Origin of the sequence: Pseudomonas sp. RHF3.3-3, assembly GCF_048069595.1 — a bacterium.
In the GTDB taxonomy this organism is placed as follows: Bacteria; Pseudomonadota; Gammaproteobacteria; order Pseudomonadales; family Pseudomonadaceae; genus Aquipseudomonas; species Aquipseudomonas fuscovaginae_B.
Window position 1 is genome coordinate 645,300 of record NZ_CP182250.1, and the last position, 26,418, is coordinate 671,717.

The 26,418-nt window shown below is 64.0% G+C and carries 26 protein-coding genes and 1 pseudogene; 6 read left to right on the forward strand and 21 right to left on the reverse strand.

The window, feature by feature from the left end:
* The first annotated feature begins 210 nt into the window (after positions 1 to 210).
* The gene (locus ACMGT0_RS02860; protein WP_081006088.1) at positions 211 to 1,008 is read left to right on the forward strand and encodes a transporter substrate-binding domain-containing protein; all 798 of its coding nucleotides are present in this window, start codon (positions 211 to 213) and stop codon (positions 1,006 to 1,008) included.
* A 12-nt stretch (positions 1,009 to 1,020) separates the two neighbouring features.
* Here ACMGT0_RS02860 and ACMGT0_RS02865 read toward each other — a convergent pair whose 3' ends face one another.
* The 11 genes and pseudogenes from ACMGT0_RS02865 to ubiE form a co-directional block, all read right to left on the reverse strand.
* Entirely contained in the window at positions 1,021 to 1,893 is an 873-nt protein-coding gene (locus ACMGT0_RS02865; RefSeq protein WP_416773401.1) for a methyl-accepting chemotaxis protein, read from the reverse strand.
* A 33-nt stretch (positions 1,894 to 1,926) separates the two neighbouring features.
* Positions 1,927 to 2,937: pseudogene (locus ACMGT0_RS02870) on the reverse strand (methyl-accepting chemotaxis protein); the annotation flags it as partial.
* A gap of 186 nt (positions 2,938 to 3,123) precedes the next feature.
* Positions 3,124 to 3,831 (reverse strand): 16S rRNA (uracil(1498)-N(3))-methyltransferase, encoded by a 708-nt coding sequence (locus ACMGT0_RS02875; RefSeq protein WP_273822609.1) that lies wholly within the window; start codon positions 3,829 to 3,831, stop codon positions 3,124 to 3,126.
* On the reverse strand, positions 3,828 to 4,619 hold the full coding sequence (gene tatC, locus ACMGT0_RS02880) for a twin-arginine translocase subunit TatC (RefSeq protein ID WP_054060874.1): 792 nt from the start codon (positions 4,617 to 4,619) through the stop codon (positions 3,828 to 3,830). The genes ACMGT0_RS02875 and tatC overlap by 4 nt, the downstream gene beginning before the upstream one ends.
* Positions 4,616 to 5,104: a Sec-independent protein translocase protein TatB gene (gene tatB, locus ACMGT0_RS02885; protein WP_054062068.1), complete on the reverse strand. Its 489-nt coding sequence runs from the start codon at positions 5,102 to 5,104 to the stop codon at positions 4,616 to 4,618. The genes tatC and tatB overlap by 4 nt, the downstream gene beginning before the upstream one ends.
* 10 nt (positions 5,105 to 5,114) lie before the next feature.
* Positions 5,115 to 5,384 (reverse strand): twin-arginine translocase TatA/TatE family subunit, encoded by a 270-nt coding sequence (locus ACMGT0_RS02890; protein WP_017903199.1) that lies wholly within the window; start codon positions 5,382 to 5,384, stop codon positions 5,115 to 5,117.
* A 25-nt stretch (positions 5,385 to 5,409) separates the two neighbouring features.
* Positions 5,410 to 5,742 carry a phosphoribosyl-ATP diphosphatase gene (locus tag ACMGT0_RS02895; RefSeq protein ID WP_054060518.1) on the reverse strand — a complete coding sequence of 111 codons (333 nt, stop codon included), beginning with the start codon at positions 5,740 to 5,742 and terminating at the stop codon, positions 5,410 to 5,412.
* A gap of 2 nt (positions 5,743 to 5,744) precedes the next feature.
* Entirely contained in the window at positions 5,745 to 6,137 is a 393-nt protein-coding gene (hisI, locus tag ACMGT0_RS02900; protein ID WP_054060519.1) for a phosphoribosyl-AMP cyclohydrolase, read from the reverse strand.
* 80 nt (positions 6,138 to 6,217) lie between these two features.
* On the reverse strand, positions 6,218 to 7,822 hold the full coding sequence (ubiB, locus tag ACMGT0_RS02905) for a ubiquinone biosynthesis regulatory protein kinase UbiB (RefSeq protein ID WP_416771414.1): 1,605 nt from the start codon (positions 7,820 to 7,822) through the stop codon (positions 6,218 to 6,220).
* Complete coding sequence (locus ACMGT0_RS02910) at positions 7,819 to 8,436, reverse strand: ubiquinone biosynthesis accessory factor UbiJ (RefSeq protein WP_054060521.1); 618 nt, start codon at positions 8,434 to 8,436, stop codon at positions 7,819 to 7,821. Before ACMGT0_RS02910 ends, ubiB begins: the two co-directional genes overlap by 4 nt.
* Complete coding sequence (ubiE, locus tag ACMGT0_RS02915) at positions 8,436 to 9,206, reverse strand: bifunctional demethylmenaquinone methyltransferase/2-methoxy-6-polyprenyl-1,4-benzoquinol methylase UbiE (protein ID WP_054060522.1); 771 nt, start codon at positions 9,204 to 9,206, stop codon at positions 8,436 to 8,438. Before ubiE ends, ACMGT0_RS02910 begins: the two co-directional genes overlap by 1 nt.
* A gap of 157 nt (positions 9,207 to 9,363) precedes the next feature.
* On the opposite strand from ubiE, the gene ACMGT0_RS02920 reads away from it, so the two are divergent.
* The 3 genes from ACMGT0_RS02920 (at position 9,364) to ACMGT0_RS02930 (ending at position 11,146) form a co-directional block, all read left to right on the forward strand.
* A complete protein-coding gene (locus ACMGT0_RS02920) occupies positions 9,364 to 9,639 on the forward strand; it encodes a polyhydroxyalkanoic acid system family protein (RefSeq protein WP_054060523.1) in 276 nt (91 codons plus the stop codon).
* A 186-nt stretch (positions 9,640 to 9,825) separates the two neighbouring features.
* On the forward strand, positions 9,826 to 10,248 hold the full coding sequence (locus ACMGT0_RS02925; RefSeq protein ID WP_054060524.1) for a phasin family protein: 423 nt from the start codon (positions 9,826 to 9,828) through the stop codon (positions 10,246 to 10,248).
* A 10-nt stretch (positions 10,249 to 10,258) separates the two neighbouring features.
* Complete coding sequence (locus ACMGT0_RS02930) at positions 10,259 to 11,146, forward strand: phasin family protein (protein WP_416773403.1); 888 nt, start codon at positions 10,259 to 10,261, stop codon at positions 11,144 to 11,146.
* 98 nt (positions 11,147 to 11,244) lie between these two features.
* Here ACMGT0_RS02930 and ACMGT0_RS02935 read toward each other — a convergent pair whose 3' ends face one another.
* From ACMGT0_RS02935 to ACMGT0_RS02980, 10 genes are all read right to left on the reverse strand, one after another.
* Positions 11,245 to 11,862, reverse strand: a complete 618-nt coding sequence (locus ACMGT0_RS02935; protein ID WP_054060051.1) for a TetR/AcrR family transcriptional regulator — start codon at positions 11,860 to 11,862, stop codon at positions 11,245 to 11,247.
* 54 nt (positions 11,863 to 11,916) lie between these two features.
* Positions 11,917 to 13,599, reverse strand: a complete 1,683-nt coding sequence (phaC, locus tag ACMGT0_RS02940; RefSeq protein ID WP_416771416.1) for a class II poly(R)-hydroxyalkanoic acid synthase — start codon at positions 13,597 to 13,599, stop codon at positions 11,917 to 11,919.
* A 128-nt stretch (positions 13,600 to 13,727) separates the two neighbouring features.
* Positions 13,728 to 14,585, reverse strand: a complete 858-nt coding sequence (gene phaZ, locus ACMGT0_RS02945) for a poly(3-hydroxyalkanoate) depolymerase (protein ID WP_054060053.1) — start codon at positions 14,583 to 14,585, stop codon at positions 13,728 to 13,730.
* A 109-nt stretch (positions 14,586 to 14,694) separates the two neighbouring features.
* Entirely contained in the window at positions 14,695 to 16,374 is a 1,680-nt protein-coding gene (phaC, locus tag ACMGT0_RS02950; RefSeq protein ID WP_054062073.1) for a class II poly(R)-hydroxyalkanoic acid synthase, read from the reverse strand.
* 244 nt (positions 16,375 to 16,618) lie between these two features.
* Positions 16,619 to 16,999 (reverse strand): gamma-butyrobetaine hydroxylase-like domain-containing protein, encoded by a 381-nt coding sequence (locus ACMGT0_RS02955; protein WP_054060055.1) that lies wholly within the window; start codon positions 16,997 to 16,999, stop codon positions 16,619 to 16,621.
* 124 nt (positions 17,000 to 17,123) lie between these two features.
* Entirely contained in the window at positions 17,124 to 18,461 is a 1,338-nt protein-coding gene (gene hslU / locus ACMGT0_RS02960) for an ATP-dependent protease ATPase subunit HslU (protein WP_054060056.1), read from the reverse strand.
* A gap of 53 nt (positions 18,462 to 18,514) precedes the next feature.
* Positions 18,515 to 19,045 (reverse strand): ATP-dependent protease subunit HslV, encoded by a 531-nt coding sequence (hslV, locus tag ACMGT0_RS02965; RefSeq protein WP_017901757.1) that lies wholly within the window; start codon positions 19,043 to 19,045, stop codon positions 18,515 to 18,517.
* A 329-nt stretch (positions 19,046 to 19,374) separates the two neighbouring features.
* Positions 19,375 to 20,085, reverse strand: a complete 711-nt coding sequence (locus ACMGT0_RS02970) for an SPOR domain-containing protein (RefSeq protein ID WP_054062074.1) — start codon at positions 20,083 to 20,085, stop codon at positions 19,375 to 19,377.
* A 1-nt stretch (position 20,086) separates the two neighbouring features.
* Positions 20,087 to 21,823, reverse strand: a complete 1,737-nt coding sequence (argS, locus tag ACMGT0_RS02975) for an arginine--tRNA ligase (protein ID WP_054061522.1) — start codon at positions 21,821 to 21,823, stop codon at positions 20,087 to 20,089.
* Positions 21,824 to 22,047: 224 nt separating this feature from the next.
* Positions 22,048 to 24,267 carry a primosomal protein N' gene (locus ACMGT0_RS02980; RefSeq protein ID WP_416771421.1) on the reverse strand — a complete coding sequence of 740 codons (2,220 nt, stop codon included), beginning with the start codon at positions 24,265 to 24,267 and terminating at the stop codon, positions 22,048 to 22,050.
* 164 nt (positions 24,268 to 24,431) lie between these two features.
* Here ACMGT0_RS02980 and rpmE point away from each other — a divergent pair, with 164 nt between their 5' ends.
* Positions 24,432 to 24,650: a 50S ribosomal protein L31 gene (gene rpmE / locus ACMGT0_RS02985; RefSeq protein ID WP_054059108.1), complete on the forward strand. Its 219-nt coding sequence runs from the start codon at positions 24,432 to 24,434 to the stop codon at positions 24,648 to 24,650.
* A gap of 342 nt (positions 24,651 to 24,992) precedes the next feature.
* A complete protein-coding gene (locus ACMGT0_RS02990) occupies positions 24,993 to 26,261 on the forward strand; it encodes a malic enzyme-like NAD(P)-binding protein (RefSeq protein ID WP_054062076.1) in 1,269 nt (422 codons plus the stop codon).
* The last annotated feature ends 157 nt before the right edge of the window (positions 26,262 to 26,418 follow it).

Genomic DNA, 26,418 nt, shown 5'->3' on the forward strand with positions numbered 1-26,418 from the left:
CCCCCCTGGAGCCTGCTCCAGGGGGGATGCGACCTCTTGCAAGCCGTTTCTCTCCCGCCTGTACCCATTGTCATTTGGTAACAAAACATCCGCTCGACGGCCTGTTCGGGTGCGTTAGGATCGCGCCCCGAAATTGGGCCCGCCGGCCTGCGCCAGTTCCGCGTAGACCGGACGGGGCGATCCCATCGGGAAATGGATCAAGGAGTTTTCATGACGAGAAGGTACCTGGCGATACTGCTGGGCGTTGCCGCATTCCTGCAGGCCTGCGGGCTCCAGGCGGGCGCCATCGACGAAGCGGTCAGGCGGGGCAGCCTCAAGGTGGGGACCAATCCGACCTATATGCCGTTCCAGATGACCGACCGACAGGGGCGGGTGGTGGGTTTCGAGATCGATCTGCTGCATGAAATGAGCAAAGCCCTTGGGGTGCGCCTGGAGATATTGCCCAGCAGCTACCCGCAACTGATCCCCGACCTGCTGGCGGGCAAGACCGACCTGATCGCCAGCGGCATGACCCTGACCCCGGAGCGCAACCTGCGCCTGAACTTCAGCGATCCCTTCATGGTGGTGGGGCAGACCATGCTGATTCCGCTGGAGCTGGGGGGCAAGGTCCAGAGTTTCGAGGACCTGAACGATGCCGCCTACCGCATCCGCGTCAAGGCCGGCACCACCGGTGAGATCGTGGCGAAGAGGCTGATCGGCAAGGCCCAACTGGTCAGTTACGCCACTGAGGAGGAGGGCGTGCGCGATGTGCTCGACGGCAAGGCCGACGCCTTCATCCATGATGCACCCTACAACCTGGTGGCGGTGAACCGGCTGGGGGCTGGCAAGCTGCTGTGCCTGGACCAGCCCTTCACCTACGAGCGCCTGGCGTTCGGTCTGAAGAAGGGCGACCACGACAGCCTGAACTGGATCAACCACTTCCTGAACCAGATCGCCGAGGACGGCACCTACGACCGGATCCACGACAAGTGGTTCAAGGACACCGCCTGGCTGGCCGACCTCGACTGAGTTCGGTCAGGGTCAGACACGGAAGCGGCTGACCAGTACTTGCAGGTGATTGCCCAGGCGCGCCAGTTCGACGCTGGAGGCGGCGGTTTCCTCGCTGGCCGAGGCGGTCTGTTCGGAGACGTCGCGCACGTTCAGCACGCTGCGGTTGATCTCCTCGGCCACGGCGCTCTGTTGCTCGGCGGCGGCAGCGATCTGCTGGTTCATCGTCTGGATCGCCGACACCGTGCGGGTGATGCTCCCCAGCGCGCCACCGGCACGGCGGGTCAGTTCGACGCTGCTGTCGGTCAGGCTGCGGCTGTTGTCCATGATGGTCGCCACCTGGTCGGTGCCTCCTTGCAGGCCAACGATCAGTTCCTCGATTTCCTCGGTGGATTTCTGGGTGCGTTGGGCCAGGCTGCGCACTTCGTCGGCGACCACGGCGAAACCACGCCCGGCCTCGCCGGCACGGGCGGCCTCGATGGCGGCGTTGAGGGCCAGCAGGTTGGTTTGTTCGGCCACCGACTTGATCACGTCGAGCACGCTGCCGATCTTGTCGCTTTCGGCCTTGAGGTGGCTCATGGCTTCGGTGGAGTGACCGACTTCGGCGGCCAGGCGTTCGATCTGGGCGATGGCCTCGCCGACCACCTTGTCGCCTTCGCGGGCCTGCTGGTCGGCGGCGACCGCGGCTTCCGAGGCCTCTTCGGCGTTACGTGCCACTTCCTGCACGGTGGCGGTCATCTCGTGCATGGCGGTGGCGACCTGGTCGGTCTCGGCCTTCTGGCTGTTGACCCCGGCGCTGGTCTGTTCGGTCACGGCCGACAGTTGCTCGGCGGCGCTGGCGATCTGCGTGACCCCATCGCTGATACCGCCGATCAGCTTGCGCAGGCTGATGGTCATGCTCTGCATGGCCCGCTGCAGTTGGCCGAGTTCGTCGCGGCGGCTGACTTGCAGGTCCTCGCTGAGGTCGCCGGAGGCAACGCGCTCGACCACCTTGAGGGTCTGCTGCAGTGGTGTGACGATCTGCCGGGTGATGGTCCAGGCGGCAATGATGCCGAACAGCAGGGCCAGGCCGGCGGAAATGCCGAGCAGGCTCTTCGCCTGGTCGGCATCGCTGTCGCGGCGGGCGGTCTGCAGGTCGGTCAGCTGGTTGCTCAGTTCCAGCAGATGGTTGCCTTGCTCCTCCATATTCTTGAGCGCCTGGGCGCTGGCGATCTGGGAGTCGCGGAAGGCGCTGACGGCAGCCCGATAGGCCTTGAGGGAGTCGCTGGCCTGCTGCAGGTTGGCCAGGTGCTGCTCGGGCAGTCTGGCCGGCAGGCTCTCCAGGTTCTTCAGAGCGTTGTCGATGGCATCCAGTGCGGGTTGCTCGGCATCACTGCGGCCACTGTAGGTGTAGCCGCGAACCTGGAAACGGGCCTGCTGGATCAGTTTGCTCAGCTCGATCACGCTGTTGAACTGGGCGATGCTGTCGCCCTGCAGCATCGATTTCTCGACCTCTGCAACCTTGGCGACGGCATTGTCGGCGCTGGCGCCGAGTTTGCTGCGGGCGGCCTCGCGGTTCTGCGTGGCCTGGGTCATGTCGGCGAACGCGCGCTTGTACTGGACAAGGGTGGCCAGTTGCTGGTCGATCAGTGTGATGCTTTCCGGGGTCTGTAACTGCTGGCGGGCTGTTTGCAGGCCGTTTTCCAGCTTGTCCAGCAGGCCGGCGACGGTGCCCGGGCCCTGTTCGCCCTTGCGCATCTCGTAGTCCAGGCGGGCGATACGCAGGTCCTTGGTCAGCATGTTCAGCGAGGAAATGTAGCCCAGCTTGTCGCCACGGTTGATCACCGAACCCAGGCCGCTCCAGCCGGTGAAGGTGATGAGCATGGTCAGGAGCAGTACCAGGCCGAAGCCGATACCGAGTTTCAGGTTGATGCTCACATTGCCCAGGCTCTGGGTTAGCCAACGGTACATGGGTCGGACTCCTGACGGCGCTCGTACGCCTGGTGGCGGACGGATTTCCAATATTGCCGTTGTATCGGCGGCGTAGAGCGATTCTGTAGCGCCGCGATCCTTCAATGTGCCCCACGGAACCCGTGGGAACTGATCTTCTGGGGGGGAACATCAGCTTCCACAGGTCTGCTGGTGCCCCGGGAGCGTTCAGAACAGGCGGGCGAGCAGGGCGGTGACGGCGGTTTCGACCCGCAGGATCCGTTCGCCGAGCTGCACCGGTTGCAGGCCGGCCTTGCCCAGCAGGTCGATTTCGTAGGGAATCCAGCCGCCTTCGGGGCCGATGGCGAGGGTGACCGGTTCGTCCACCGCCCGTGGGCAGGGCGGGTAGTGGCCCGGATGGCCGACCAGGCCCAGGGTGCCCGCGCTGATGGCCGGCAGGCGATCCTCGACGAAAGGCTTGAAGCGCTTCTCGATGATGACTTGCGGCAGTACGGTGTCGCGGGTCTGTTCCAGGCCCAGGACCAGTTGCTCGCGAATCGCCTCGGGTTCCAGGAACGGTGTCTGCCAGAAGCTCTTCTCCACCCGGTAACTGTTGACCAGCACCAGCCTGGGCACGCCCATGGTGGCGATGGTCTGGAAGACCCGGCGGAGCATCTTCGGGCGCGGCAGGGCGAGCACCAGGGTCAGCGGCAGCTTGGCCGGCGGTGGCTGGTCGAGGCTGACCTGCAGCTGGGCTTCACCGGCCTCCAGGTGCAGGACCCGGGCATTGCCCATCAGCCCGCCGAGCCGGCCGACCCGCAGGCTGTCGCCCACCGCGACGCGATGGACTTCCTGCATGTGAGTCAGGCGCCGGTCACGCAGCACCACCCGGTCGGCCGCAATGAAGTCGGCCTCTTCCAGAAGCAGCAGGTTCACGCGAGCGGGGCTGGCGGCTGTGGGCCAGTGTCGGTGGGTTTCTCTTCCGACGCCTCGCCACGCTTGCTGACCAGGCCGCCGAACAGCACGCCGATCTCGAACAGCAGCCACATTGGCACCGCCAGCAACGTCTGCGAGAACACGTCCGGCGGGGTCAGGATCATGCCGACCACGAAGCAGCCGATGATCACGTACGGGCGGATCTTCTTCAGGTACTTGACGTCGACCACGCCGATCCACACCAGCAGCACCACGGCCACCGGGATCTCGAACGCCACGCCGAAGGCGAAGAACAGCGTCATGACAAAGTCGAGGTAGCTGGTGATGTCGGTCATCATCTCGACGCCGGCCGGGGTGGCGGCGGCGAAGAACTTGAAGATCAGCGGGAACACCAGGTAATAGGCGAAAGCCATGCCGGTGTAGAACAGGATGATGCTGGACACCAGCAGCGGCACGGCCACGCGTTTCTCATGCTTGTACAGACCCGGGGCGATGAAACCCCAGATCTGGTGCAGGATCACCGGGATCGCCAGGAACAGCGAGACCATCATGGTCAGCTTGAGCGGCGTCAGGAACGGCGAGGAGACGTCGGTGGCGATCATCGTCGCGCCGGCCGGCAGGTACTGGCGCAATGGCGTGGAGACGAAGGTGTAGATCTGCTGGGTGAAGGCGAACAACCCGGCAAAGATCAGGAAGGTTGCCGCGACACAGCGCAGCAGGCGGGTGCGCAACTCGGTAAGGTGCGAGACCAGCGGCATCTGCTGGTCGTTTTCCGGAAAATCGCTCATGGGGCTCGCGGCGGCACAGTTGGGTCGTGAGAAGCTGGCGCACTTGGCGTCGGCGCGGGAGTGACGGTTTCGCCCGGAACATGCGGGGCCGGTTCGACGGCGCCGAGCACCGGTACGGCATCGCCCGGGGCGACGGTGGCCGGTGGCAGGTCGCTCGGCAGCGGTGTTTCACCGGCCGGCTGGGTCACGGATTGGGCGGCCGGCTGGCTCTGGGGCTGAGCCTGGGGAGCCGGCTCCTGGACCGGCGACAGGATCTTGCGAGCCTCCTGTTCCAGGGACAGGATGTGCTCGTTGTGCAGTTGCCGACGGATTTCGTCGGCACCGATTTCCCGTTCCACTTCCTGCTTGATCGCGTTGAAGCTGCGTTTCAGCCGTCCGACCCACAGGCCAGCCGTGCGCGCGGCACCCGGCAGGCGCTCGGGGCCGAGGACCAGCAGCGCCACCAGGCCGACGAGCAGCAGTTCACTGAAGCTGATACCGAACATTATTCAGTGCTCACGAATGATTGCGGGGCTCTTCGACCTTCTGCGCCTGTACATCGATGGTGTGTGGCGCGTTCTGCTGGGCGCCCGGCTGTGGCTGGGCAGGTTGCACGGTCGGTGGGACCACCGGCTCGGCCGGCTTCTCGTCATCGTTCATGGCCTTGCGAAAGCCCTTGATCGACTCGCCGACGTCGGTGCCGAGGTTCTTCAGCTTCTTGGTACCAAACACCAGCACGACGACAATCAGGATGACGATCCAGTGTTTCCAGTCAAAAATGCCCATGGTGTTTCTCCTCTCGAAAAGTTGTTCAGGCGGACGGACGCGAGGCTTTCTCGGCGTGTCCGGACAGTCCGAAGCGACGGTCCAATTCATCCAGCACGGCCTGCGGATGCTGGCCCAGCTGGGCGAGCATGACCAGGCTGTGGAACCACAGGTCGGCGGTTTCGTAGATCACGTCGCTGCAGTCGCCGCTGAGGGCAGCGTCCTTGGCCGCGATGATGGTTTCGACGGACTCCTCGCCAACCTTTTCCAGAATCTTGTTCAGACCCTTGTGGTACAGGCTGGCGACATAGGAACTGTCGGGTGCCGCACCCTTGCGCTCTTCCAGTACCTGGGCCAGACGGGTCAGGGTATCAGTCATGTTCAGTGTCCTGCTGCGTAGATGCTGTGCGGGTCCTTGAGGACCGGATCGACCGTCTTCCAGCCGTCGTTTTCGTAGACGCGGTAGAAGCAGCTTTGGCGGCCAGTGTGGCAGGCGATGTCGCCGACCTGTTCGACCATCAGGATGATCACGTCGGCGTCGCAATCCAGGCGCATTTCATGCAGATGCTGCACGTGGCCGGACTCCTCGCCCTTGCGCCACAGTTTGCCACGTGAACGTGACCAGTAGATGGCGCGGTTCTCGCGAGCGGTCAGTTGCAGCGCCTCGCGGTTCATCCAGGCCATCATCAGCACGCGCCCGGTCTTGTGATCCTGGGCAATCGCCGGCACCAGGCCGTCGCTGTCCCACTTGATCTCGTCCAGCCAGTCTTTCATTTTCGACTCCGACAACCGGGCGCAACCTGCGTGGTTGGGCCTCGGCGAATGAACAGTTTGCCAGCCGCGAGCCTTGCTGGCTATCGGCGCACGACCAGATACAAACCAATGGCCAGCATGACTGCCGCCGGCCAGTGACCCCATTCGTGCAGCGGCCCGTTGGCGGCGAGAAACGCGCCCCCCCCAAGATGCAGTGAGCCGAGCAGACGCAGCAGCCAGTCGTCCTTGCGCTTTTTGTACGGCGGCTGCGGGTCGGCGGCATGGGGCTGCGACAGGCGTTCGAGCAGGTCGCGGGTCATGTTGGCCAGGTGCGGCAGTTGCTCGACCTGGCTCTGCAGGTTGCCCAGCAGGGTTTTCGGGCTGACCCGTTCGCGCATCCAGCGTTCGAGGAACGGCTGCGCGGTGCTCCACAGGTCCAGTTCCGGGTACAGCTGGCGGCCCAGGCCTTCGATGTTGAGCAGGGTCTTCTGCAGCAGCACCAGCTGTGGCTGGACTTCCATGTTGAAGCGCCGCGCGGTCTGGAACAGGCGCATCAGCACCTGGCCGAAGGAGATGTCCTTCAGCGGCTTTTCGAAGATCGGTTCGCAGACGGTGCGGATCGCCGCCTCGAACTCGTTGAGTCGGGTGTCCGCCGGAACCCAGCCCGAGTCGATATGCAACTGGGCGACGCGGCGGTAGTCACGCTTGAAGAAGGCGAACAGGTTGCGGGCCAGGTAGTCCTGGTCCTGCGGAGTCAGGCTGCCGACGATGCCGCAGTCGATGGCGATGTACTGCGGACTCCACGGCTTGACGGTGCTGACGAAGATATTGCCGGGGTGCATGTCGGCGTGGAAGAAGCTGTCGCGGAACACCTGGGTGAAGAAGATCTCCACGCCGCGTTCGGCGAGCAGCTTCATGTCGGTACGCTGGTCGGCCAGGGTCGCGAGGTCGGTGACCTGGATGCCGTAGATGCGTTCCATCACCAGCACCTTCGGCCGGCACCAGTCCCAGTAGACCTGGGGCACGTACATCATGTCCGAGCCTTCGAAGTTGCGCCGCAACTGGCTGGCATTGGCCGCCTCGCGCAGCAGGTCGAGTTCGTCGTAGATGGTCTTCTCGTAGTCGCTGACCACGTCCACCGGATGCAGCAGGCGGGCGTCGGCGGAGAGCCGCTCGGCCGTGCGGGCGAGCAGGAACAGCCAGGCCAGGTCCTGGGCAATCACCGGCTTGAGACCTGGACGGATGACTTTCACCACCACTTCCTCGCCGCTCTTGAGCTGCGCGGCGTGGACCTGGGCCACCGAGGCCGAGGCCAGCGGTTCGATGTCGAAGCGGCTGAAGACTTCGCCGATCTTGCGGCCCAGTTGCGACTCGATCAGCTCCACGGCTTTCTGCGGGTCGAACGGTGGGACACGGTCCTGCAGCAGCATCAGCTCGTCGGCGATGTCCTCGGGCAGCAGGTCGCGACGGGTCGAGAGGATCTGCCCGAACTTGATGAAGATCGGTCCCAGGTCCTGCAGGGCCAGGCGCAGCCGTGCACCGCGGCTCAGGTCCAGCGGCTTGCGCGGCAACCAGCGCCACGGCAGGGCGAAACGCAATGCCAGGAGGAACCAGGGCAGGGGCAGGTCGAACAGCAGGTCATCGAGACGGTAGCGGATGACCACGCTCAGAATGCGTAACAGACGGCGGACGGCGAGCAGCTTCATGCGTTATCGCTGGAATTGAGGGATCGGGAGAGGCGTTCGAAACGTGCCTCGAGTCGTTCTAGATCGAGCTTGAGCCGGTCGAGTTCGGCGAAACGGGCTTCGGCCTCGTGTTTGCCGACCAGTGCCCGCGACTCTTCGCTGAGGTACTCGGCCAGGTTCTGGTTCAGGCTGGCGAAACCCTGCCGGTACCAGCCGGCACGGCTGCGCAGGTGGCCACTGACCAGTTGCGTGGCGACCGGGCCGAGCCAGCGCGACAGCTCGTACTCCCAGTCCAGCTCCAGGTCCTGCAGCACTCCGGCCAGGTCCAGCAGCACCGCGCTGTCGCCTTCCAGGTGCACGTCCGGGCCATGCAGCACGGCGCTCTTGTCCTTGCTCAGGGCCAGGTTGAGCAGGCGGGTGGTGGACGCACGGAGGATGCAGTCGGCCTCGGCGGCCCAGTGGGCGGCCAGCAGCAGGCCTTCGTCGCTGGGCAGGATGAACAGCTTCAAGGCCGGGCTGTCGACCTCGATGACCTTGCCCGTCAGGTGCCCGAGGCGGCCCAGGGCAGTGCTGTCCAGGCGCAGCACACGGTTGAGGCCGTGTTCGACGCCGGCGAGAAGGCCGCTGAGCAGCATCAGGGCTTGATGCCGCGGTGCAGGGCGACGATGCCCGAAGTCATGTTGTGGTAGGTCACGCGGTCGAAGCCGGCGTCCACCATCATCGACTTGAGCGTTTCCTGGTCCGGGTGCATGCGGATCGATTCGGCCAGGTAGCGATAGCTTTCCGAGTCGTTGGTGATCAGCTTGCCGGCCAGTGGCATGAAGGCGAACGAGTAGGCGTCGTAGACCTTGGACATCAGCGCGTTGGTCGGCTTGGAGAACTCCAGCACCAGCAGGCGGCCACCGGGCTTGAGCACCCGCAGCATGGAGCGCAGGGCATCTTCCTTGTGGGTGACGTTGCGCAGGCCGAAGGCGATGGTCACGCAGTCGAAGTGGTTGTCCGGGAACGGCAGCTTCTCGGCGTCGGCCTGGACGAACTCGATATTGCCGGCCACGCCGCGATCCAGCAGGCGATCACGGCCGACCTTGAGCATGGAGGCGTTGATATCGGCCAGCACCACCTGGCCGGTGGGACCCACCAGGTGCGAGAACTTCGCCGCCAGGTCGCCGGTGCCGCCGGCGATGTCCAGCACCCGGTTACCGGGGCGCACGCCCGACAGCTCGATGGTGAAACGCTTCCACAGGCGGTGCATGCCGCCGGAAAGGACGTCGTTCATCAGGTCGTACTTGGCGGCCACCGAGTGAAAGACTTCGGCGACTTTGCCGGCCTTTTCGCTTTCCGGCACATTCTTGTAGCCGAAGTGTGTGGTGGGTTCGGCATCGCTGCCTTTGCGCTGATCAGTCATATCGCTGTCACCAGAAGAGAATGCGGGCCATTCTAATCCCGGTAGCCGGCTTTGTCTTGGCAAAGGCGGAATGTAAGTATAGTGGGCGACCGGGGCGGATTGACGCAGCGCAGTTCAAGGCCGCCCCGGCCTACATTCATGGAACAGGAGTCAATCGATGGCCCGGATTAGTGTCGAGCGTGCCCATCATCTCGGTCTGGCAGGCGCGCGTGAGAAGGCCGAGGCGCTGGTGCAGAAACTGGCCGACCAGTATGGCCTGGCGCCGCGTTGGTCGGGTGATACCGTCAGCCTCAAGCGCTCCGGCGTCAGCGGCGAGGTGACGATCGCCGAGGACCGGATCAGGGTGGATGTCGAGCTGGGCATGCTGATGTCGGCCATGAGCGGCACCATCAAGAGCGAGATCGAGAAGGCGCTGGACAAGGCGCTGGCCTGAACCCGTCGGATCCGAACCTGTGGCAGTCAATCCTGTGGGAGCCGGCTGCCACGGGTGAATCCGGTTTCCACAAGTGACCCCTGGCCACATCGGTTAGGGTGCCCATTCTAATTTTTGCCACTACTTTGTGCTGCAGTCCCCGCTTGCGCGGGCAGTTCCTCCAACCGTTCACGTGTGAGGTGCACCATGGCCAAAGTCAGTCTGAAGAAAAAATCCGACGTTCAGCCCACCGCCCTGGCTGAAGTGAAACTCTATGCCCGCAGGATCTGGTTGGCGGGTCTGGGCGCCTACGCCAAGGTCGGCAAGGAAGGCAGCGAGTACTTCCAGGAACTCGTCAAGGCCGGCCAAGCAATTGAAAAGGAAGGGAAAAAGGCTGTCGACGCAAAGCTTGAAGCCGCCAACAGCCAGATCGACAGCGTGAAGAGCGATGTCAGCGGCCTCAAGGGTCGGGTCGAAGTGCAACTGGACAAGGTCGAGAAAGCGTTCGACAGCCGTGTCGCCAGTGCCTTGAATCGCATCGGGATTCCGTCTAAACATGACGTTGAGGCACTCTCTGCTAAGCTCGATGAGTTGACGGCATTGCTCGAACGTGTCGCGCGTAAACATTAAGGAGAACGGGATGGCTGGCAAGAAGAATACTGAGAAAGAAGGCAGCTCGTGGATCGGGAAGGTTGAGCAATACTCCCGCAAGATCTGGCTGGCCGGTTTAGGCGTGTACTCGAAAATCGACAGTGACGGCAGCAAGGTCTTCGAGAGCCTGGTGAAGGACGGTGAGAAAGCCGAGAAGCTGACCAAGAGTGCAGTGGGCAAGACTGTCGAGGCGGCCAAGGACTCCGCCGGTTCGGCCAAGTCGCGCATCACCGGCGTCAAGGAACGCGCCCTGGGCAAGTGGGACGAACTGGAGGAGGCTTTCGACAAGCGTCTGAACAGTGCCATCTCGCGTCTGGGTGTTCCCAGCCGCAATGAGGTCAAGGCCCTGCACAGCAAGGTCGACACCCTGACCAGGCAGATCGAGCAACTCACTGGCCAGAAGGTGACCCCGGTGGCGGCGAAAGCGGCGGCAGCCAAACCGGCAGCGAAGACGGCGGCCAAGCCGCTGGCCAAGGCTGCGGCCAAACCCGCCGCCAAGCCGGCAGCTAAAACCGCTGCGGCCAAACCGGCAGCCAAGCCGGCTGCAAAACCCGCCGCCAAGCCTGCGGCCAAGACGGCGGCTGCCAAGCCAGCCGTGAAGCCAGCAGCCAAGCCGGTAGCCGCGGCCAAACCCGCCGCGAAACCAGCGGCCAAGCCTGCTGCGAAGCCGGCCGCTGCAAAACCGGCAGCCAAACCTGCCGCGAAGCCTGCAGCGGTGAAAAAGCCTGCGGCGGCCAAGCCGGCCGTTGCCAAGCCGGCAACTCCTGCCGCGGCGAAACCGGCGGTGGCACCGACCACCACCAATTCGGTGTCCCCGGCTGCTCCAGCCGCTCCGGCTGCGGCCCCGGCTCCGTCGGCGCCGACCTCTCAGTCCTGAGTGGCGCTTCGCGCAATGGAAACGCCCGGTCTGTGAAGGCCGGGCGTTTTTGTTTCGGGCTTGGCAGCCCTGTTCTGCTCCATACCTTGGGCCGGTTATCAAGGCTCTTCGAGATAACGCAAGGCCATCCGTTCAGTCGCCAACCGTGCCGGCGGCAGCAGGTGCGGCGCCACCAGCATCATTATCTGGTACACCACCAGCCGGACTTCGCCCTCGCGGCCCAGGATTCGCTGATAGTCCAGCGAGAACAGCAGGGTCAGGGTGATCTGTTCCACCAATTGCCCCAGCGCCTGGGTGTCGCTGACGATGAAGCCCTGGGTCTTCAACTGCGCCAGCAACGAGGCGAGGGTACGCTTGAGCGCGTTGAGCAGGTTGCGGATACCCCTGGCGAGCTTGGGCAGCCGGCCGGCCAGGTTGGACAGGTCCTGGAACAGGAAGCGGTACTGGGACAGGCGCTCGACGATCAGGTGCAGGAAGAACCAGTAGTCCTCCGGTGCCAGTTCGGCATCCGCCGGAGGGTTCAGCAGCGGTGCCAGCTCCGCCTGGAAGCGCTCGAAAAGCCCGAGCACCAGAGGCTCCTTGCCATGAAAGTGGTAGTAGAGATTGCCCGGGCTGATCCCCAGTTCATTGGCGATTTCCATGGTCGAGACATTCGGTTCGCCCTTCTGGTTGAACAGTTGCAGTGTGCATTCAAGAATCCGGTCGCGGGTCTTCATCCAGTCTTCTTAGGTTGGGTGTCACGGCTGCCGGGCAGCCGTGTCCGGTGAGAGTCATCGCACCCGCACATAAGTGCCGGGTGCGGCTTCCATGGTTGGATACCTGGCGTCGCCGAGGGTCAGCCGGGTTTCCTTGAGGGCTCCCGAGTGCGACTGGAGCCATTCCAGCCATTGTGGCCACCAGCTGCCCTGGACCTGCCGACCATCGTAGTACCAGGCCCGCGGGTCGCTGCTCAGCTTGAGGTTTTCGATGTAGGTGGACTTGGGGTTGCCCGGCGGGTTGAGAATGCTCTGGATGTGGCCGCTGTTGGACAGCACGAAGCGGCGGTCGCCGCCCAGCAGCAGGGTCGAGCGATAGACCGCGTCCCATGGCGTGATGTGGTCGTTGATGCCGGCGACATGGAAACTGTCCACCGTGACTTTCTGCAGATCAATGGGCGTGCCGCAGACCTCCAGCCCGCCAGGGTGGCTGAGCGGGTTGTGCTTGAAGAAGTCCAGCAGGTCGCCATGCAGCGCGGCCGGCAGGCGGGTGTGGTCGTTGTTCCAGTAGAGGATGTCGAAGGCCGGCGGCTCCTTGCCCAGCAGGTAATTGTTGATCCAGTAGTTCCAGATCAGGTCATTGGGCCGCATCCAGGCGAACACCTTGGCCATGTCCCGGCCGTCCAGCACGCCTTGCTGGTAGGAGCGGCGCTTGGCTGCCTCCAGGGTCTGCTCGTCGACGAACAGGGTGGCCGGACTGTCCAGCCGGCTGTCGAGCAGGCTGACCAGGTAGGTGGCACTGGCGACCCGGCGCAACTGCCGCTTGCTCAGCAGGTAGCCTTGCAGGGCGGCGATGGTCAGGCCGCCGGCGCAGGCGCCCACCAGGTTGACCTCGCGGCTCGCGGTGATGCTCCGGCAGACGTTCATCGCCTGCTCCACCGCCTCGACATAGCTCGACAGGCCCCATTCACGGTGGCGCACGTCGGGGTTGCGCCAGCTGATGATGAACACCTGCAGGCTGTTTTTCAGGGCGTACTGCACGAGGCTGTTGGTCGGGCTGAGGTCGAAGATGTAGTACTTGTTGATTTGTGGCGGCACGATCAGCAGCGGCCTGGCGTATTGCTTTTCGCTCATCGGCCGGTACTGGATCAGCTCCAGCAGCTCGTTGCGAAACACCACCGCCCCCTGGGTGGTGGCCACGGTCTTGCCGACTTCGAAGGCATGCTTGGTGACCTGGCTGGGCAGGCCGTTGTTGTGCAGCATGTCGTTCACCAGGTGGCTGATGCCGCGCACCAGGCTGTTGCCACCGGAATTGAACAGCTCCTTGACCGCCAGGGGGTTGAGCAGGGTGTTGGACGGCGCCACCGCATCGTTGAACAGCGTGAAGATGAAGTGCGCCCGGGCGCGCTCGTCATCGCTCATCCGGCTTTCGTCGATCCAGTGCCGGACCTGGGTCTGCCACGCCAGGTAGGCCTGCAGGCCACGTCGGTAGAACGGGTTCAGGCTCCAGGCCGGGTCCGTGAAGCGCGAGTCACGTGGAGAGGGTTGGTGCGGTGTCTCGCCGAGCAACACCTTGCCCAACTGGTTCCCCAGCGCCAGCACATGCCGCGCCGTGTGCAGCGGGTTGCGCAGGCCGTGGGTGGCGACGCTGCGCAGGGTGGAGAGCAGATCCTGGCCGCGCAGGCCGGTAATCGCACTCTGTACATTGATGGGCGTCGCGGCTGCGGGTAGCGAACCCGTCGCTGGTCTGTCTGGCATGAGTCAACACTCCTTCGTCATCAAGCTGATCAACCGATACATCGCATCGGACCGGGGCTGTCCACTGCCCCGTCCCTGACGTGCCCTGCCGATATCCTGCCGGTGGGCACGCTGCGAATGGGTGCCCCTCAGGTGCTCTTGAAGGGCGCCGGTTGCGGGTGCATGACGGCCCGCTGACGTTCTTCGTCGAGGAACTTCATGATGATGGGCGCCACGGCTTCGGCCCGGGTGATCAGGAACAAGTGGCCGTCATCGATTATGTGTAGCTGGGCATTGGGAATACGCCAGGCCAGCAGGCGCATATTGATCAGCGGAATGAGCGGATCATCGTCGCCGGCCAGTACCAGGGTCGGCTGGCGGATCTTGTGCAGCCAGTGGATGCTGGTCCAGCCGAGGCCGGCGAACAGTTGCCAGTAGTAGCCCAGCTTGCCGGCCGAACGCACCTTGGCCGCGTGTTCGGCGGCCAGGTGCGGATCGCGTCGGAAGGCGCCGCCGTAGATGGTCGGCGCGATACGGATGACGTGGGAGGGTTGAATGTAGCGGCGCGGGCTGGCCATGTTCCACAGCACCTTGGGCTTGCCCGGGACCATGACCGCGCCGGCGGCGGTGGCCGCCAGGATCAGCTTCTTGCAACGCTCCGGATAATCGTGGGCGAACTGCTGCGCCAGTGCGCCACCCCAGGACACCCCGACCGCATTGACCTGGCCATAGTCCAGGTAGTCGAGCATCCGCGCGCTGAGCTTGGCCAGGCCGGGAAAGCGATAGGGGCGGCTGGGTGTGGACGAACCACCGACGCCGGGGACGTCGAAGGCGATCACTTCGAGGTCCGGGTCCAACGCCTGGACGAACGGAAACACCAGCTCCAGGTTGGCGCCGATGCCGTTGAAAATCAGCAGTGGCGTCAGGTGTGGCTTGCCGGGGCGAACCGCGGTACGGATGGTCTGGCCGTCCAGCTCGATGGTTCTGAAAATGAACGGTTGCGGCATGCTGCGAGCCCTGTGTTGAATCCTGCTTCTGTGTGCACGTGATCCCTCATGTGCACGCGATCCTTGCAGGAGTCGCCGTACCGCCGGCTCCTACAAGGGGCGGCGCGGTCTATCGCTCGTGCACGTAGGTGCCCGGTGCCGCCTCGGCCGACGGGTATGCCTTGCTGCCCAGGCTGGTCGGCGACTTCTTCAGCTTGCCCGAGCGCGCCGCCAGCCAGGCTTGCCAATGCAGCCACCAGGAGTCGGTATGCTTGGTGGAGTTTTCCTGCCAGTCCTCGGCCTTGGCCGGCATCTCCTCGTTGGTCATGTAGCGCGACTTGGGGTTGCCCGGCGGGTTGAGGATGCTCTGGATATGGCCGCTGCTCGACAGTACGAACTCGACCTTGCCACCGAACAGTTGCGCCGATTTGTAGCAGGACTTCCACGGCGTGATGTGATCGTTGGTACCGGCCAGGGCGAAGATGTCGGCGTCGACTTTCTTCAGGTCGATCGGCGTGCCGCACACTTCCAGTGCATCGGCGCGTACCAGTGGGTTGTTCTTGAACATCTCGATCAGGTCGCCGTGGAACGCGGCGGGCAGGCGGGTGGTGTCGTTGTTCCAGAAGAGGATGTCGAACACCGGCGGCTCGTTGCCCAGCAGGTAGTTGTTGACCCAGTAGTTCCAGATCAGGTCATTGGGCCGCATCCAGGCGAACACCTTGGCCATGTCGCTGCCCTCCAGCACGCCCTGCTGGTAGGAGTGGCGCTTGGCGGCTTCCAGGGTCTGTTCGTCGACGAACAGCGCGACCTGGGTGTCCAGGGTGGTGTCGAGCACGCTGACCAGCAGGGTCAGGGAGTTGACCTTCTTCTCGCCCAGGGCCGCGTAGTGGCCGAGCAGGGCGGTGCAGGTGATGCCGCCGGAGCAGGCGCCGAGCATGTTGAGGTCCTTGCTGCCGGTGATCGCGCAGACCACGTCGACAGCCTCCTTGAGCGCCTCGATATAGGTCGACAGGCCCCACTCGCGCTGCGCCTTGGTCGGGTTGCGCCAGCTGATGATGAAGGTCTGCTGGTGGCTGCGCAGGCAGAAGCGCGCCAGGCTCTTGTCCGGGCTCAGGTCGAAGACGTAGAACTTGTTGATCTGTGGCGGCACCACCAGCAGCGGGCGTTCATGCACCTGCTCGGTGATCGGCCCGTACTGGATCAGCTCCAGCACGTCGTTGCGAAACACCACGGCGCCTTCGCTGGTGCCGAGGTTCTTGCCGACCTCGAAGGCGCTCATGTTGACCTGGCTGGGCATGCCGCCGTTGTGCACCAGGTCCTTGGCCAGGTTCGACAGGCCGTCGAGCAGGCTCTTGCCGCCGGTCTCGAAGAACCGCTTGATCGCCGCCGGGTTGGCCGCCGTGTTGGTCGGGGCCATGGCTTCGGTCAGCAGGTTGATGACGAAGTGTCCGCGGCTGATGTCCTGGGCCGAGAGCGAGCTGTCGTCGATCCAGTCGTGGAGTTCCTTGCGCCAGGCCAGGTAGGTCTGCAGGTAGCGCCTGTAGAGCGGGTTCTGGCTCCAGGCCGGGTCAGAGAAGCGACGGTCGTCGTTGTCCGGCTGCAACTCGGATTTGCCGAACAGCACGTTCTTCAGTTCGACGCCGAAATGGGCGACGTGTTTGGCACTGTGGATGGGCTGCCGGAGGGTCTGGGCCAGTACCATTCGTGCCGAAGTCAGAAGATCCTTTCTACGCAAGCCGACGACGGGGTTCAGGCCCAGGGTGTTTTCCGAGGCCTGACGCTTGAGGTCATCGCTGTTCTTGTCACTCATCTACGACGCTCCATTGTCCTGAGACGAGTACCGGGTAAACACTGTGCGACCAGGCACAACGAATGCCAAGTACTGCTGCTCGGGTGACCGGTTGATTGCGCATCGTTAAATGCACGGGACTTGCCAAGTCCATTGGTTACCCGAGTTTAATTTTTTTCGCAAGCGCGCCGAACGTCAGCCGCTGCTTCCGGGTATTGGATCAGAACAGATTAGAAAATACGCCCCAAATGGCAAGACGCGCGAGCTAGAGCATCAGCTTGACGATCGATTCGGAAGGGTCGCGGGATTTTCCGGCTGCCTTGAGTTCGGCAAGATACTCGGCCCACAAGTCATCCTGACGACAGGCGAGTTGATAGAGGTAATCCCAGGTGAACAGGCCGCTGTCATGGCCGTCGTCGAAGGTCAGTTTCAGTGCGTACTGGCCGGCGGGTTCGAGCTTGCTCAGGCCGACGTTGAGCTTGCCGAACTGCAGGATCGGCTGGCCGTGTCCCTGGACCTCGGCGGAGGGAGAGTGCACCCGCAGGAACTCGGCGGGCAGATGGTATTCCTCGTCCGGACCGTATTTGAGGGTCAGGGTTTTTGAGGCCTTGTGCAGATTGATGGCGGTGGGGATGCGGGTTGTCATGACGTGCGCGGACCTGTCGATGTGAAAGCCGCTCTTGCAGGAGCAGGGCTTGCCCGCGAAGTTTTTGACGGCCTTGAGGCCCCATTCGCGGACAAGCCACGCTCCTGCAGGGAGGTGGCGTTCTTTACAGGATATACCGCGACAGGTCTTCGTTCTGCGCCAATTCGCCGAGGTGGCTGTTGACGTAGTCGGCGTCGATGCGAATCGGCTCGGCACCCTGGGCGCCGGCCAGGTCACCGGCACTGAACGAGACTTCCTCGAGCAGCCGCTCCAGCAGCGTGTGCAGGCGACGGGCGCCGATGTTCTCGGTCTTCTCGTTGACCTGCCAGGCGATCTCCGCCAGGCGCTTGATGCCTTCCGGCTGGAACTCGATGTTCAGGCCTTCGGTCTTGAGCAGTTCGCGATACTGTTCGGTCAGCGAAGCATGTGGCTCGCTGAGGATGCGCTCGAAGTCTTCCGGGCTCAGCGCCTTGAGCTCGACACGGATCGGCAGGCGGCCCTGCAGCTCGGGAACCAGGTCGCTCGGCTTGCTCAGGTGGAACGCACCGGAAGCGATGAACAGGATGTGGTCGGTCTTGACCATGCCCAGCTTGGTGTTGACGGTGCAGCCTTCGATCAGCGGCAACAGGTCGCGCTGCACACCCTCGCGGGACACGTCGGCACCCCCGACATTGCCGCGCTTGGCGACCTTGTCGATCTCGTCGATGAACACGATGCCGTGCTGTTCGACCGCCTCGAGGGCCTTGGCCTTGAGTTCCTCGTCATTGACCAGGCGCCCGGCCTCCTCGTCGCGGACCAGCTTGAGCGCTTCCTTGACCTTGAGCTTGCGGCTCTTGCGCTTGCCCTTGCCCATGTTGGCGAACAGGCTCTGCAACTGGTTGGTCATCTCTTCCATGCCCGGTGGCGCGGAGATATCGACGCCGGTGTGCTCGGCGACTTCGATCTCGATCTCCTTGTCATCCAGCTGGCCTTCGCGCAGGCGCTTGCGGAACAACTGGCGGGTGTTGGAGTCCTGGCTTGGCTGGGCCTCTTCGTTGAACCCGGAGCGGGCCGGTGGCAGCAGGGCGTCGAGGATGCGTTCCTCGGCAGCGTCTTCGGCGCGGTGGCGGACCTTGACCATCTCCTGCTCGCGCAGCAGCTTGATCGCGGCGTCCGCCAGGTCGCGGATGATCGATTCGACATCGCGTCCGACGTAGCCGACTTCGGTGAACTTGGTCGCTTCGACCTTGATGAACGGGGCGTTGGCCAGCTTGGCCAGGCGCCGGGCGATTTCGGTCTTGCCGACGCCGGTCGGGCCGATCATCAGGATGTTCTTGGGCGTCACTTCGACGCGCAGCTCTTCAGGGAGCTGCATCCGGCGCCAGCGGTTGCGCAGGGCAATGGCGACAGCGCGCTTGGCATCGTCCTGGCCGATGATATGGCGATTGAGTTCGTGGACGATCTCGCGGGGAGTCATGGACATGGTATGTGGGGCCTCAAGCGGTTGAGTCAGTGTCGATACAGGGCTGGCACTGCCTATTCCGCGAGGTCCTGCTCCTCAATAGTGAAGTGGTGATTGGTGAATACGCAAATGTCGCCGGCGATGCCGAGGGCGGTCTCGACGATCTCGCGGGCCGACAGGTCGGTCTTCTTCAGCAGGGCGCTGGCCGCGGCCTGGGCATAGTTGCCGCCGGAGCCCATGGCGATCAGGCCGTGCTCCGGTTCGACCACGTCGCCGTTGCCGGTGATGATCAGCGAGGCGTCCTTGTTGGCAACCGCCAGCATGGCTTCCAGGCGGCTCAGGGAGCGGTCGGTACGCCATTCCTTGGCCAGTTCGACGGCGGCACGGACCAGGTGGCCCTGGTGTTTTTCAAGTTGACCTTCGAAACGTTCGAACAGGGTGAAGGCATCGGCGGTGGCACCGGCGAAGCCGGCGAGTACCTGGCCGTGATAGAGGCGGCGAACCTTCTTGGCGTTGCCCTTCATGACGGTATTGCCGAGGGAAACCTGGCCGTCGCCACCCATGACGACTTTGCCGTGGCGGCGAACTGAAACGATGGTGGTCAAGGGAGTGTCTCCACGCAGCGGGGCGAAAATGCCTGATGGAAACTCATATGGGGGTGGTGCAGGGATTTTCAACCTCGGGTGAGGTTGGGGGACGAGTGGTGTAGGAGAAGTGCGCGTCATCCTGTGGGAATCGGCTTGCTGGCGATAGTGGCCTTGCCAGCGCCAAGGACGATATTGAATGGTCGTCTGCGGCGGATCGCCAGCAAGCCGGCTCCGCAGGGAGGGCGGGCCGTGCACGCAATCGGCGTGCGACACGGGCCCGTGGGCGCCTGACTGGCCAGCGCATGGGCCTTCAAGCCCGGCCCAACCCTCCGTAGAGGCCGGCAGGGTCAGCGGCTCTGGCGTTGTTGTAACAACAGATTGCTGAAACCGCTGGCGGCCAGTTGTTTCTGGGCCGTGGTCAGTTGTTCGCGGTTGCTGAACGGACCGACCAGGACCCGATACCAGGTCTCGTCCTTCACCGTGCCGGACTCCACCGAAACCGCCTGGCCGAGCAGGATGATCTGCGCCCGGACCTTGTCCGCGTCGGCTTCCTTGCGGAACGAACCGGCCTGCAGGAAGAACTTCGTCACCGCCGCCGGTTCCGCCTTGGCCACCGGTGGTGGCGGTGGCGGGGTGATCCCGGCCAGCGCCGCCTGGGCCCGGGCGGTGTCGATCTTCGCCGCTTCGGCCGGGGTCACCGGTGTTTGCGGGGTTGGCACGGTCTGCGGGGTCGGCAGGGTTTTCTCCGGCACGGCCTCCGGCGGCACGATGACTTCCGATTCCGGCAGCAGGGTGTAGAAGTCGTACTTGGGCTTCACCGGCTGGGTCGGGCTCGGAGGCGTCTTGTTGGCTTCGGCGACCTTGGCGGCTTTCTGCTGTTCCTGGCGCACGCGCTTGACGTCATCGCCCTTGCCCGGTTCCAGTTTCATCAGGAAGACGATGAAGGCGCCAACGCCCAGCCCGATGGCCAGCCACAACCAGCCCGGGATCGGCTTCTTTTCGGGAGCCTGGTAGCGGCTGGCGCCGCGTTTCGGTGCGGGTTTTTTCTTCGCTGCCAACTTACATGCGCTCCAGGGTTTCCAGGCCCAGCAGCTCCAGGCCTTGCTTTAGGGTACGACCGCTCAGCGCCGCCAGGCGCAGGCGGCTCTGCATGCGGGCCGGGGTATCGGCGCCGAGGATCGGGCAGTTCTCGTAGAAGCTGGAGAACAGGCCGGCGACATCGTACAGGTAGGTGCAGAGGATGTGCGGCGTGCCCTTCTCGGCAACGCTATTGAGCACTTCCGAGAACTGCGCCAGCTTCGCCGCCAGTTCCTGCTCGTGGGCGGCTTCGAGGACGATCTGCCCGTCGACTTCGCTGAAGTCCTTGCCCAGCTTGCGGAATACGCCGGACACGCGGGTGTAGGCGTACAGCAGGTACGGTGCGGTGTTGCCTTCGAAATTCAGCATCAGGTCGAAGTTGAAGCTGTAGTCGCTGGTGCGGTGCTTGGACAGGTCGGCGTACTTCACTGCGCCGATACCCACGACCCGGGCGATCTCGCGCAGTTCGGCTTCGGCCAGGTCCGGGTTCTTTTCCTTGACCAGGTTGTAGGCGCGCTCGCGGGCTTCGGTCAGCAGGTCGATCAGCTTGACCGTGCCGCCGTCGCGGGTCTTGAACGGACGGCCGTCGGCGCCGTTCATGGTGCCGAAGCCCATGTGCTCCATTTCCATCGGATGGGTCACGAAGCCGGCCTTGCGGGCCACGGCGAACACCTGCTGGAAGTGCAGGGCCTGGCGCTGGTCGACGAAGTACAGCGCGCGGTCGGCCTTGAGCTGGCGGCTGCGGTAGCGCACGGCGGCCAGGTCGGTGGTGGCGTAGAGGTAGCCGCCATCGGCCTTGACGATGATCACCGGCAGCGGCTCGCCTTCGGCGTTCTTGAACTCGTCGAGGAACACGCACTGGGCGCCGTTGCTCTCGACCAGCATGCCGGCGGCCTTGAGGTCGTTGACCACGTTGATCAGGTCATCGTTGTAGGCGCTTTCACCCATGACGTCGGCCATGGTCAGCTTGACGTTGAGCAGTTCGTAGATCTTCTGGCAGTGGGACAGCGAGATGTCCTTGAAGCGGGTCCACAGCGCCAGGCACTCGGCATCGCCGGCCTGCAGTTTGACCACCAGGCCGCGGGCGCGGTCGGCGAACTCGGGCGACTCGTCGAAGCGCTGCTTGGCGGCGCGGTAGAAGTTCTCCAGGTCCGACAGCTCGTCGCTGGTGATGGGGTTTTCCTGCAGGTAGGCCATCAGCATGCCGAACTGGGTGCCCCAGTCGCCGACGTGGTTCTGCCGGATCACGGTGTCGCCGAGGAACTCCAGGACCCGCGCCACGCCATCGCCGATGATGGTCGAGCGCAGGTGGCCGACGTGCATTTCCTTGGCCAGGTTCGGTGCCGACAGGTCGACCACGGTGCGCTGGGCCGCGCCGGCCTTGCGCACGCCGAGGCGGGCGTCGGCCAGGGCGGCGTCCAGGCGCGAGGCCAGGGCCTGGGTGTTCTGGAAGAAATTGATGAAGCCGGGGCCGGCGATCTCCGCCTTGCTGACGTTTTCATCGACCGGCAGGGCGGCGATCAGCTTTTCCGCCAGGTCGCGGGGCTTCAGGCCGGCAGGCTTGGCCAGCATCATCGCGATGTTGCTGGCGAAATCGCCATGGGTCTTGTCGCGGGTGTTCTCGACCTGGATCGCCGGCGTCAGGCCTTCAGGCAACACACCTTCGTTGACGAGTTGGGTGAGGGCTTGCTGGATCAGCTGGCGAATGGTGTCTTTCATGGTCTTCTCTTTCGACCGCGAGCGCGGCGGCGCCCAAGGCGCAGGTGGAAAAACTGGATATTATCCGTTGCCGGGGCGAGCTTGCCAACAGGTTGCGGACTTGTGGTGTGCTTGAGGGACACTTCGCGGGCAAGCCACGCTCCTACAGGTCCGTGGCGTACACAAGATTTGTGTTCGACTCCGTCCTGTAGGAGCGTGGCTTGCCCGCGAAGAGGATCTCGCGATCAATAGAGGTCCACCGGATCGACATCCAGCGACCACCTGACCTGCCGCCCACCCGGCATCTGTTCCAGCACCAGCAGCCAATGGCTCAACAGGCGATGCAGCGGCGCGCGGGCGTTGGCCTGCAGCAGCAATTGCGCGCGGAAACGCCCGGCACGGCGCTCCATCGGTGCCGGTACCGGCCCCAACAGCTCGATGCCACCCAGCTCCATCTCACCCAGCAGGCGTTCCGCCTCGCTGCAGGCCTCATCGAGGAAACCTTCCGCCTGGCCTGGCTTGTGGGCTTCGGCACGCAGCAGGGCCAGGTGCGCGAACGGCGGCAGGCCGGCGGCGCGGCGCTCGCTCAGGGCCTGTTCGGCGAAGGCGAAGTAACCCTGTTCGGTCAACTGCACCAGCAACGGATGATCCGCCAGGTGGGTCTGGATGATCACCTTGCCCGGCTCTTCCGCCCGCCCGGCACGGCCCGCGACCTGGACGATCAGTTGGGCCATGCGTTCGCTGGCGCGGAAGTCACCGGAAAACAGGCCACCATCGGCATCGAGGATCGCGACCAGGGTCACCCGTGGGAAGTGATGGCCCTTGGCAAGCATCTGCGTGCCGACCAGGATGCACGGCTGGCCTTTCTGGATGGTGGTGAACAGCTGGTTCATCGCGTCCTTGCGCGACGTGCTGTCGCGGTCGACCCGCAACACCGGGTAGTCGGGGAACAGGATCGCCAGGCGCTCTTCGGCCCGCTCGGTCCCGGCACCGACCGGGCGCAGGTCGACCTTGCCGCATTGTGGGCAATTGCGCGGTACCCGTTCGACGTTGCCGCAATGATGGCAACGCAGTTCGCCATAGCGCTGGTGTACGGTCATGCGTGCATCGCAGCGCGAGCATTCGGACATCCAGCCGCAGTCGTGACACAACAGCGTGGGCGCGAAGCCACGGCGGTTGAGGAACACCAGCACCTGCTGGCCGGCCGCGAGCGTCTGGCCGATGGCCTGCTGCATCGGCCCGGAGATGCCGCTGTCCAGTGGGCGGCTTTTCACGTCCAGGCGCAGGAAACGCGGTTCCTTGGCGCCGCCGGCGCGTTGGGTCAGGCGCAGCAGGCCGTAGCGGCCGATATGGGCGTTGTGCAGGCTTTCCAGTGACGGGGTGGCCGAGCCCAGCACGATCGGGATGTTTTCCTGGCGGGCGCGGACCAGGGCCAGATCGCGGGCGTGGTAGCGCAGGCCTTCCTGCTGTTTATAGGAGCCGTCGTGCTCTTCATCGATGATGATCAGCCCGGGGGTCTTCATCGGTGTGAACAGCGCCGAGCGGGTGCCGATGATGATGTCGGCTTCGCCGTCGCGGGCGGCGAGCCAGGCATCCAGACGTTCGCGATCGTTGACGGCGGAGTGCAGCAAGGCGATCCGGGCGTTGAAGCGCTGCTCGAAGCGCGCCAGGGTCTGTGGACCGAGGTTGATCTCCGGGATTAGCACCAGGGCCTGCTTGCCGGCCTCCAGGGTTTCGCGGATCAGTTGCAGGTAGACTTCGGTCTTGCCGCTGCCGGTGACGCCGGCCAGCAGGAAGGCGTGAAAGCTGTCGAAGCCGGTACGGATTGCCGTGCAGGCGGCACGTTGTTCCTCGTTGAGCGGCAGTTCCGGTTGCGCCAGCCAGTGCTCGTGGCGCTCGCCGGGGGCGTGCCTGCGGATTTCCACCTGCACCAGTTCCTTGGCCAGCAGCAGGTCGAGGCTGTCCTTGCTCAGTTGCAGTTTGCCCAGCAGTTGGTGTGCCACGCCGTGGGGGTGCTGCGCCAGGGTGGCCAGGGCCTCGCGCTGGCGGGGTGCCCGGGCGATCCGTGGGTCGTCGAGGCGCGCGCCCGGTGCCATCGACCAGAAACGCTCCTGGCGCGCCTCGGCCGGCTCGCCCTGGCGCAGCAGCACCGGCAGGGCCCAGCTCAGGGTGTCGCCGAGGCTGTGCTGGTAATACTGGGCGGTCCACAGGCACAGCCGGAACAGCGCCGGCGGCAGCGGTGGCGTGGTGTCGAGCAGGGCCAGTGCCGGCTTGAGCTTGTCCGCCGGGACTTCGCTGTGCTCGGCCACTTCCACCAGAATGCCGATCATTTCCCGGCGCCCGAATGGCACCCGCAGCCGCATGCCGGGGTGCAGCGCGTTACGCGGCACTCCCTTGGGCGCCCGGTAGTCGAACAGGCGGCGCAGGGGCGAGGGCAGGGCGAGGCGCAGAATGGCTTCGGACACGCGGTTATCCCGGGTAATGGCGATGAGAAGGGCGGGAGCCTAGCAGACGACTGGTGCCGGTGACAGCTTGCTTCATTCTGCAAGGGTGGTATTATCGCCGGCTAAATTACGTGCGGTGTTCAACAATAGTGTTGGGCGGCGGCACGCTAGCCGAGGAAGTCACCATGAAACCAGACGTTCATCCAGAATACCCAGCAGTTGCCGTTACCTGCAGCTGCGGCAACAAGTTCGAAACCCGTTCGACCTTCGCCAAGCCTCTGGCAATCGACGTGTGCAACGAGTGCCACCCGTTCTACACCGGTAAGCAGAAGACTCTGGACACCGGCGGCCGCGTTCAGAAGTTCGCCGATCGTTTCGGTGCATTCGGCGCGAAAAAGGCCTGAGGCCTTTTTACTGGGCAGCCTGAATGGCTGTTCCACGCTGATGAAGAAGGCGCTCCTTGTGAGCGCCTTTTTTGTGGGCGCAAGGTTGGCCGGCGTCAGGGCGGGGGCGTGGCGACTGCTATTCTTGAAGTGATACCAGGTCTTTGTAAGAGCCTTTCGAGAAAAAGTGTAGACATTTTTCATCTCGATTGTGAACAGTTTGCGCCTTGTATTCCGTGGCTCTTGGGCCAAAGTCGTAGGTTGCGACCCTTGACACGGGTGACCGGTCAGTCTTGTGAGGACTTTGCGACACGCGTATCCTCGGCGGTCCGTCTGTCCCACAGTAAAAAGCGGAATGCCCACATGTCAGATTTGAAAACTGCCGCTCTCGAATATCATGCCAATCCTCGTCCGGGGAAGCTGAGCGTCGAGCTCACCAAAGCCACCGCGACCGCCCGCGACCTGTCGCTGGCCTACAGCCCTGGCGTTGCCGAGCCCGTACGTGAAATCGGCCGCGATCCCGAACTGGCCTACAAGTACACTGGCAAGGGCAACCTGGTTGCGGTCATTTCCGATGGCACCGCGATCCTCGGCCTGGGTAACCTCGGCCCATTGGCCTCCAAGCCGGTCATGGAAGGCAAGGGCGTACTGTTCAAGCGTTTCGCCGGTATCGACGTGTTCGACATCGAAGTCGACTCGGAAAGCCCACAAGCCTTCATTGACACCGTCAAGCGCATCTCCATCACCTTCGGTGGCATCAACCTGGAAGACATCAAGGCACCCGAGTGCTTCGAGATCGAGCGCGCCCTGATCGAGCAGTGCGACATCCCGGTGTTCCACGATGACCAGCACGGTACCGCAATCGTTACCGCGGCCGGCATGATCAACGCTCTGGAAATCGCCGGCAAGACCCTGCCGGAAGCGAAGATCGTCTGCCTGGGCGCCGGCGCTGCCGCGATCTCCTGCATGAAGCTGCTGGTCAGCATGGGTGCGAAGATCGAGAACATCTACATGATCGACCGTAGCGGCGTGATCCACTCCGGCCGTGACGACCTGAACCAGTACAAGGCGGTCTTCGCCCACGCGACCGACAAGCGCACCCTGGCCGATGCCCTGGAAGGCGCTGACGTGTTCGTCGGTCTGTCCGGCCCGAACCTGCTGAGCGCTGAAGGCCTGAAGTCCATGGCGGCCAACCCGATCGTGTTCGCCTGCTCGAACCCGGATCCGGAAATCGCCCCGGCGCTGGCCCATGCCACCCGTAGCGACGTGATCATGGCCACCGGTCGTTCGGACTTCCCGAACCAGGTCAACAACGTGCTGGGCTTCCCGTTTATCTTCCGTGGTGCCCTGGACGTTCGCGCCAAGCGCATCAACGAGGAAATGAAAATCGCCGCAGCCAACGCCCTGAAGGATCTGGCCAAGCTGCCGGTGCCGAAGGAAGTGTGCGAGGCCTATGGTGTTGACTCGCTGGCATTCGGTCGTGAGTACATCATTCCGAAGCCGCTGGACGCCCGTCTGATCACCGTGATCTCCGATGCCGTGGCCAAGGCCGCGATCGAGACCGGCGTGGCGACCCTGCCGTATCCGAAGCACTACCCGCTGAAAAGCGTGGATGACGTGTTCAACGGCTAAGCCGCTGTAGCGTCGAATGAAAAGCCCCGGCTCGGATGAGTCGGGGCTTTTTTGTTCGTGGTCGGGATAAGCGTGAGAGTTGCGCAGGCCATTCGCGGGCAAGCCACGCTCCTACAGGCCTGTGCTGCACACGGGGGCGTGTACGACACGAAACTGT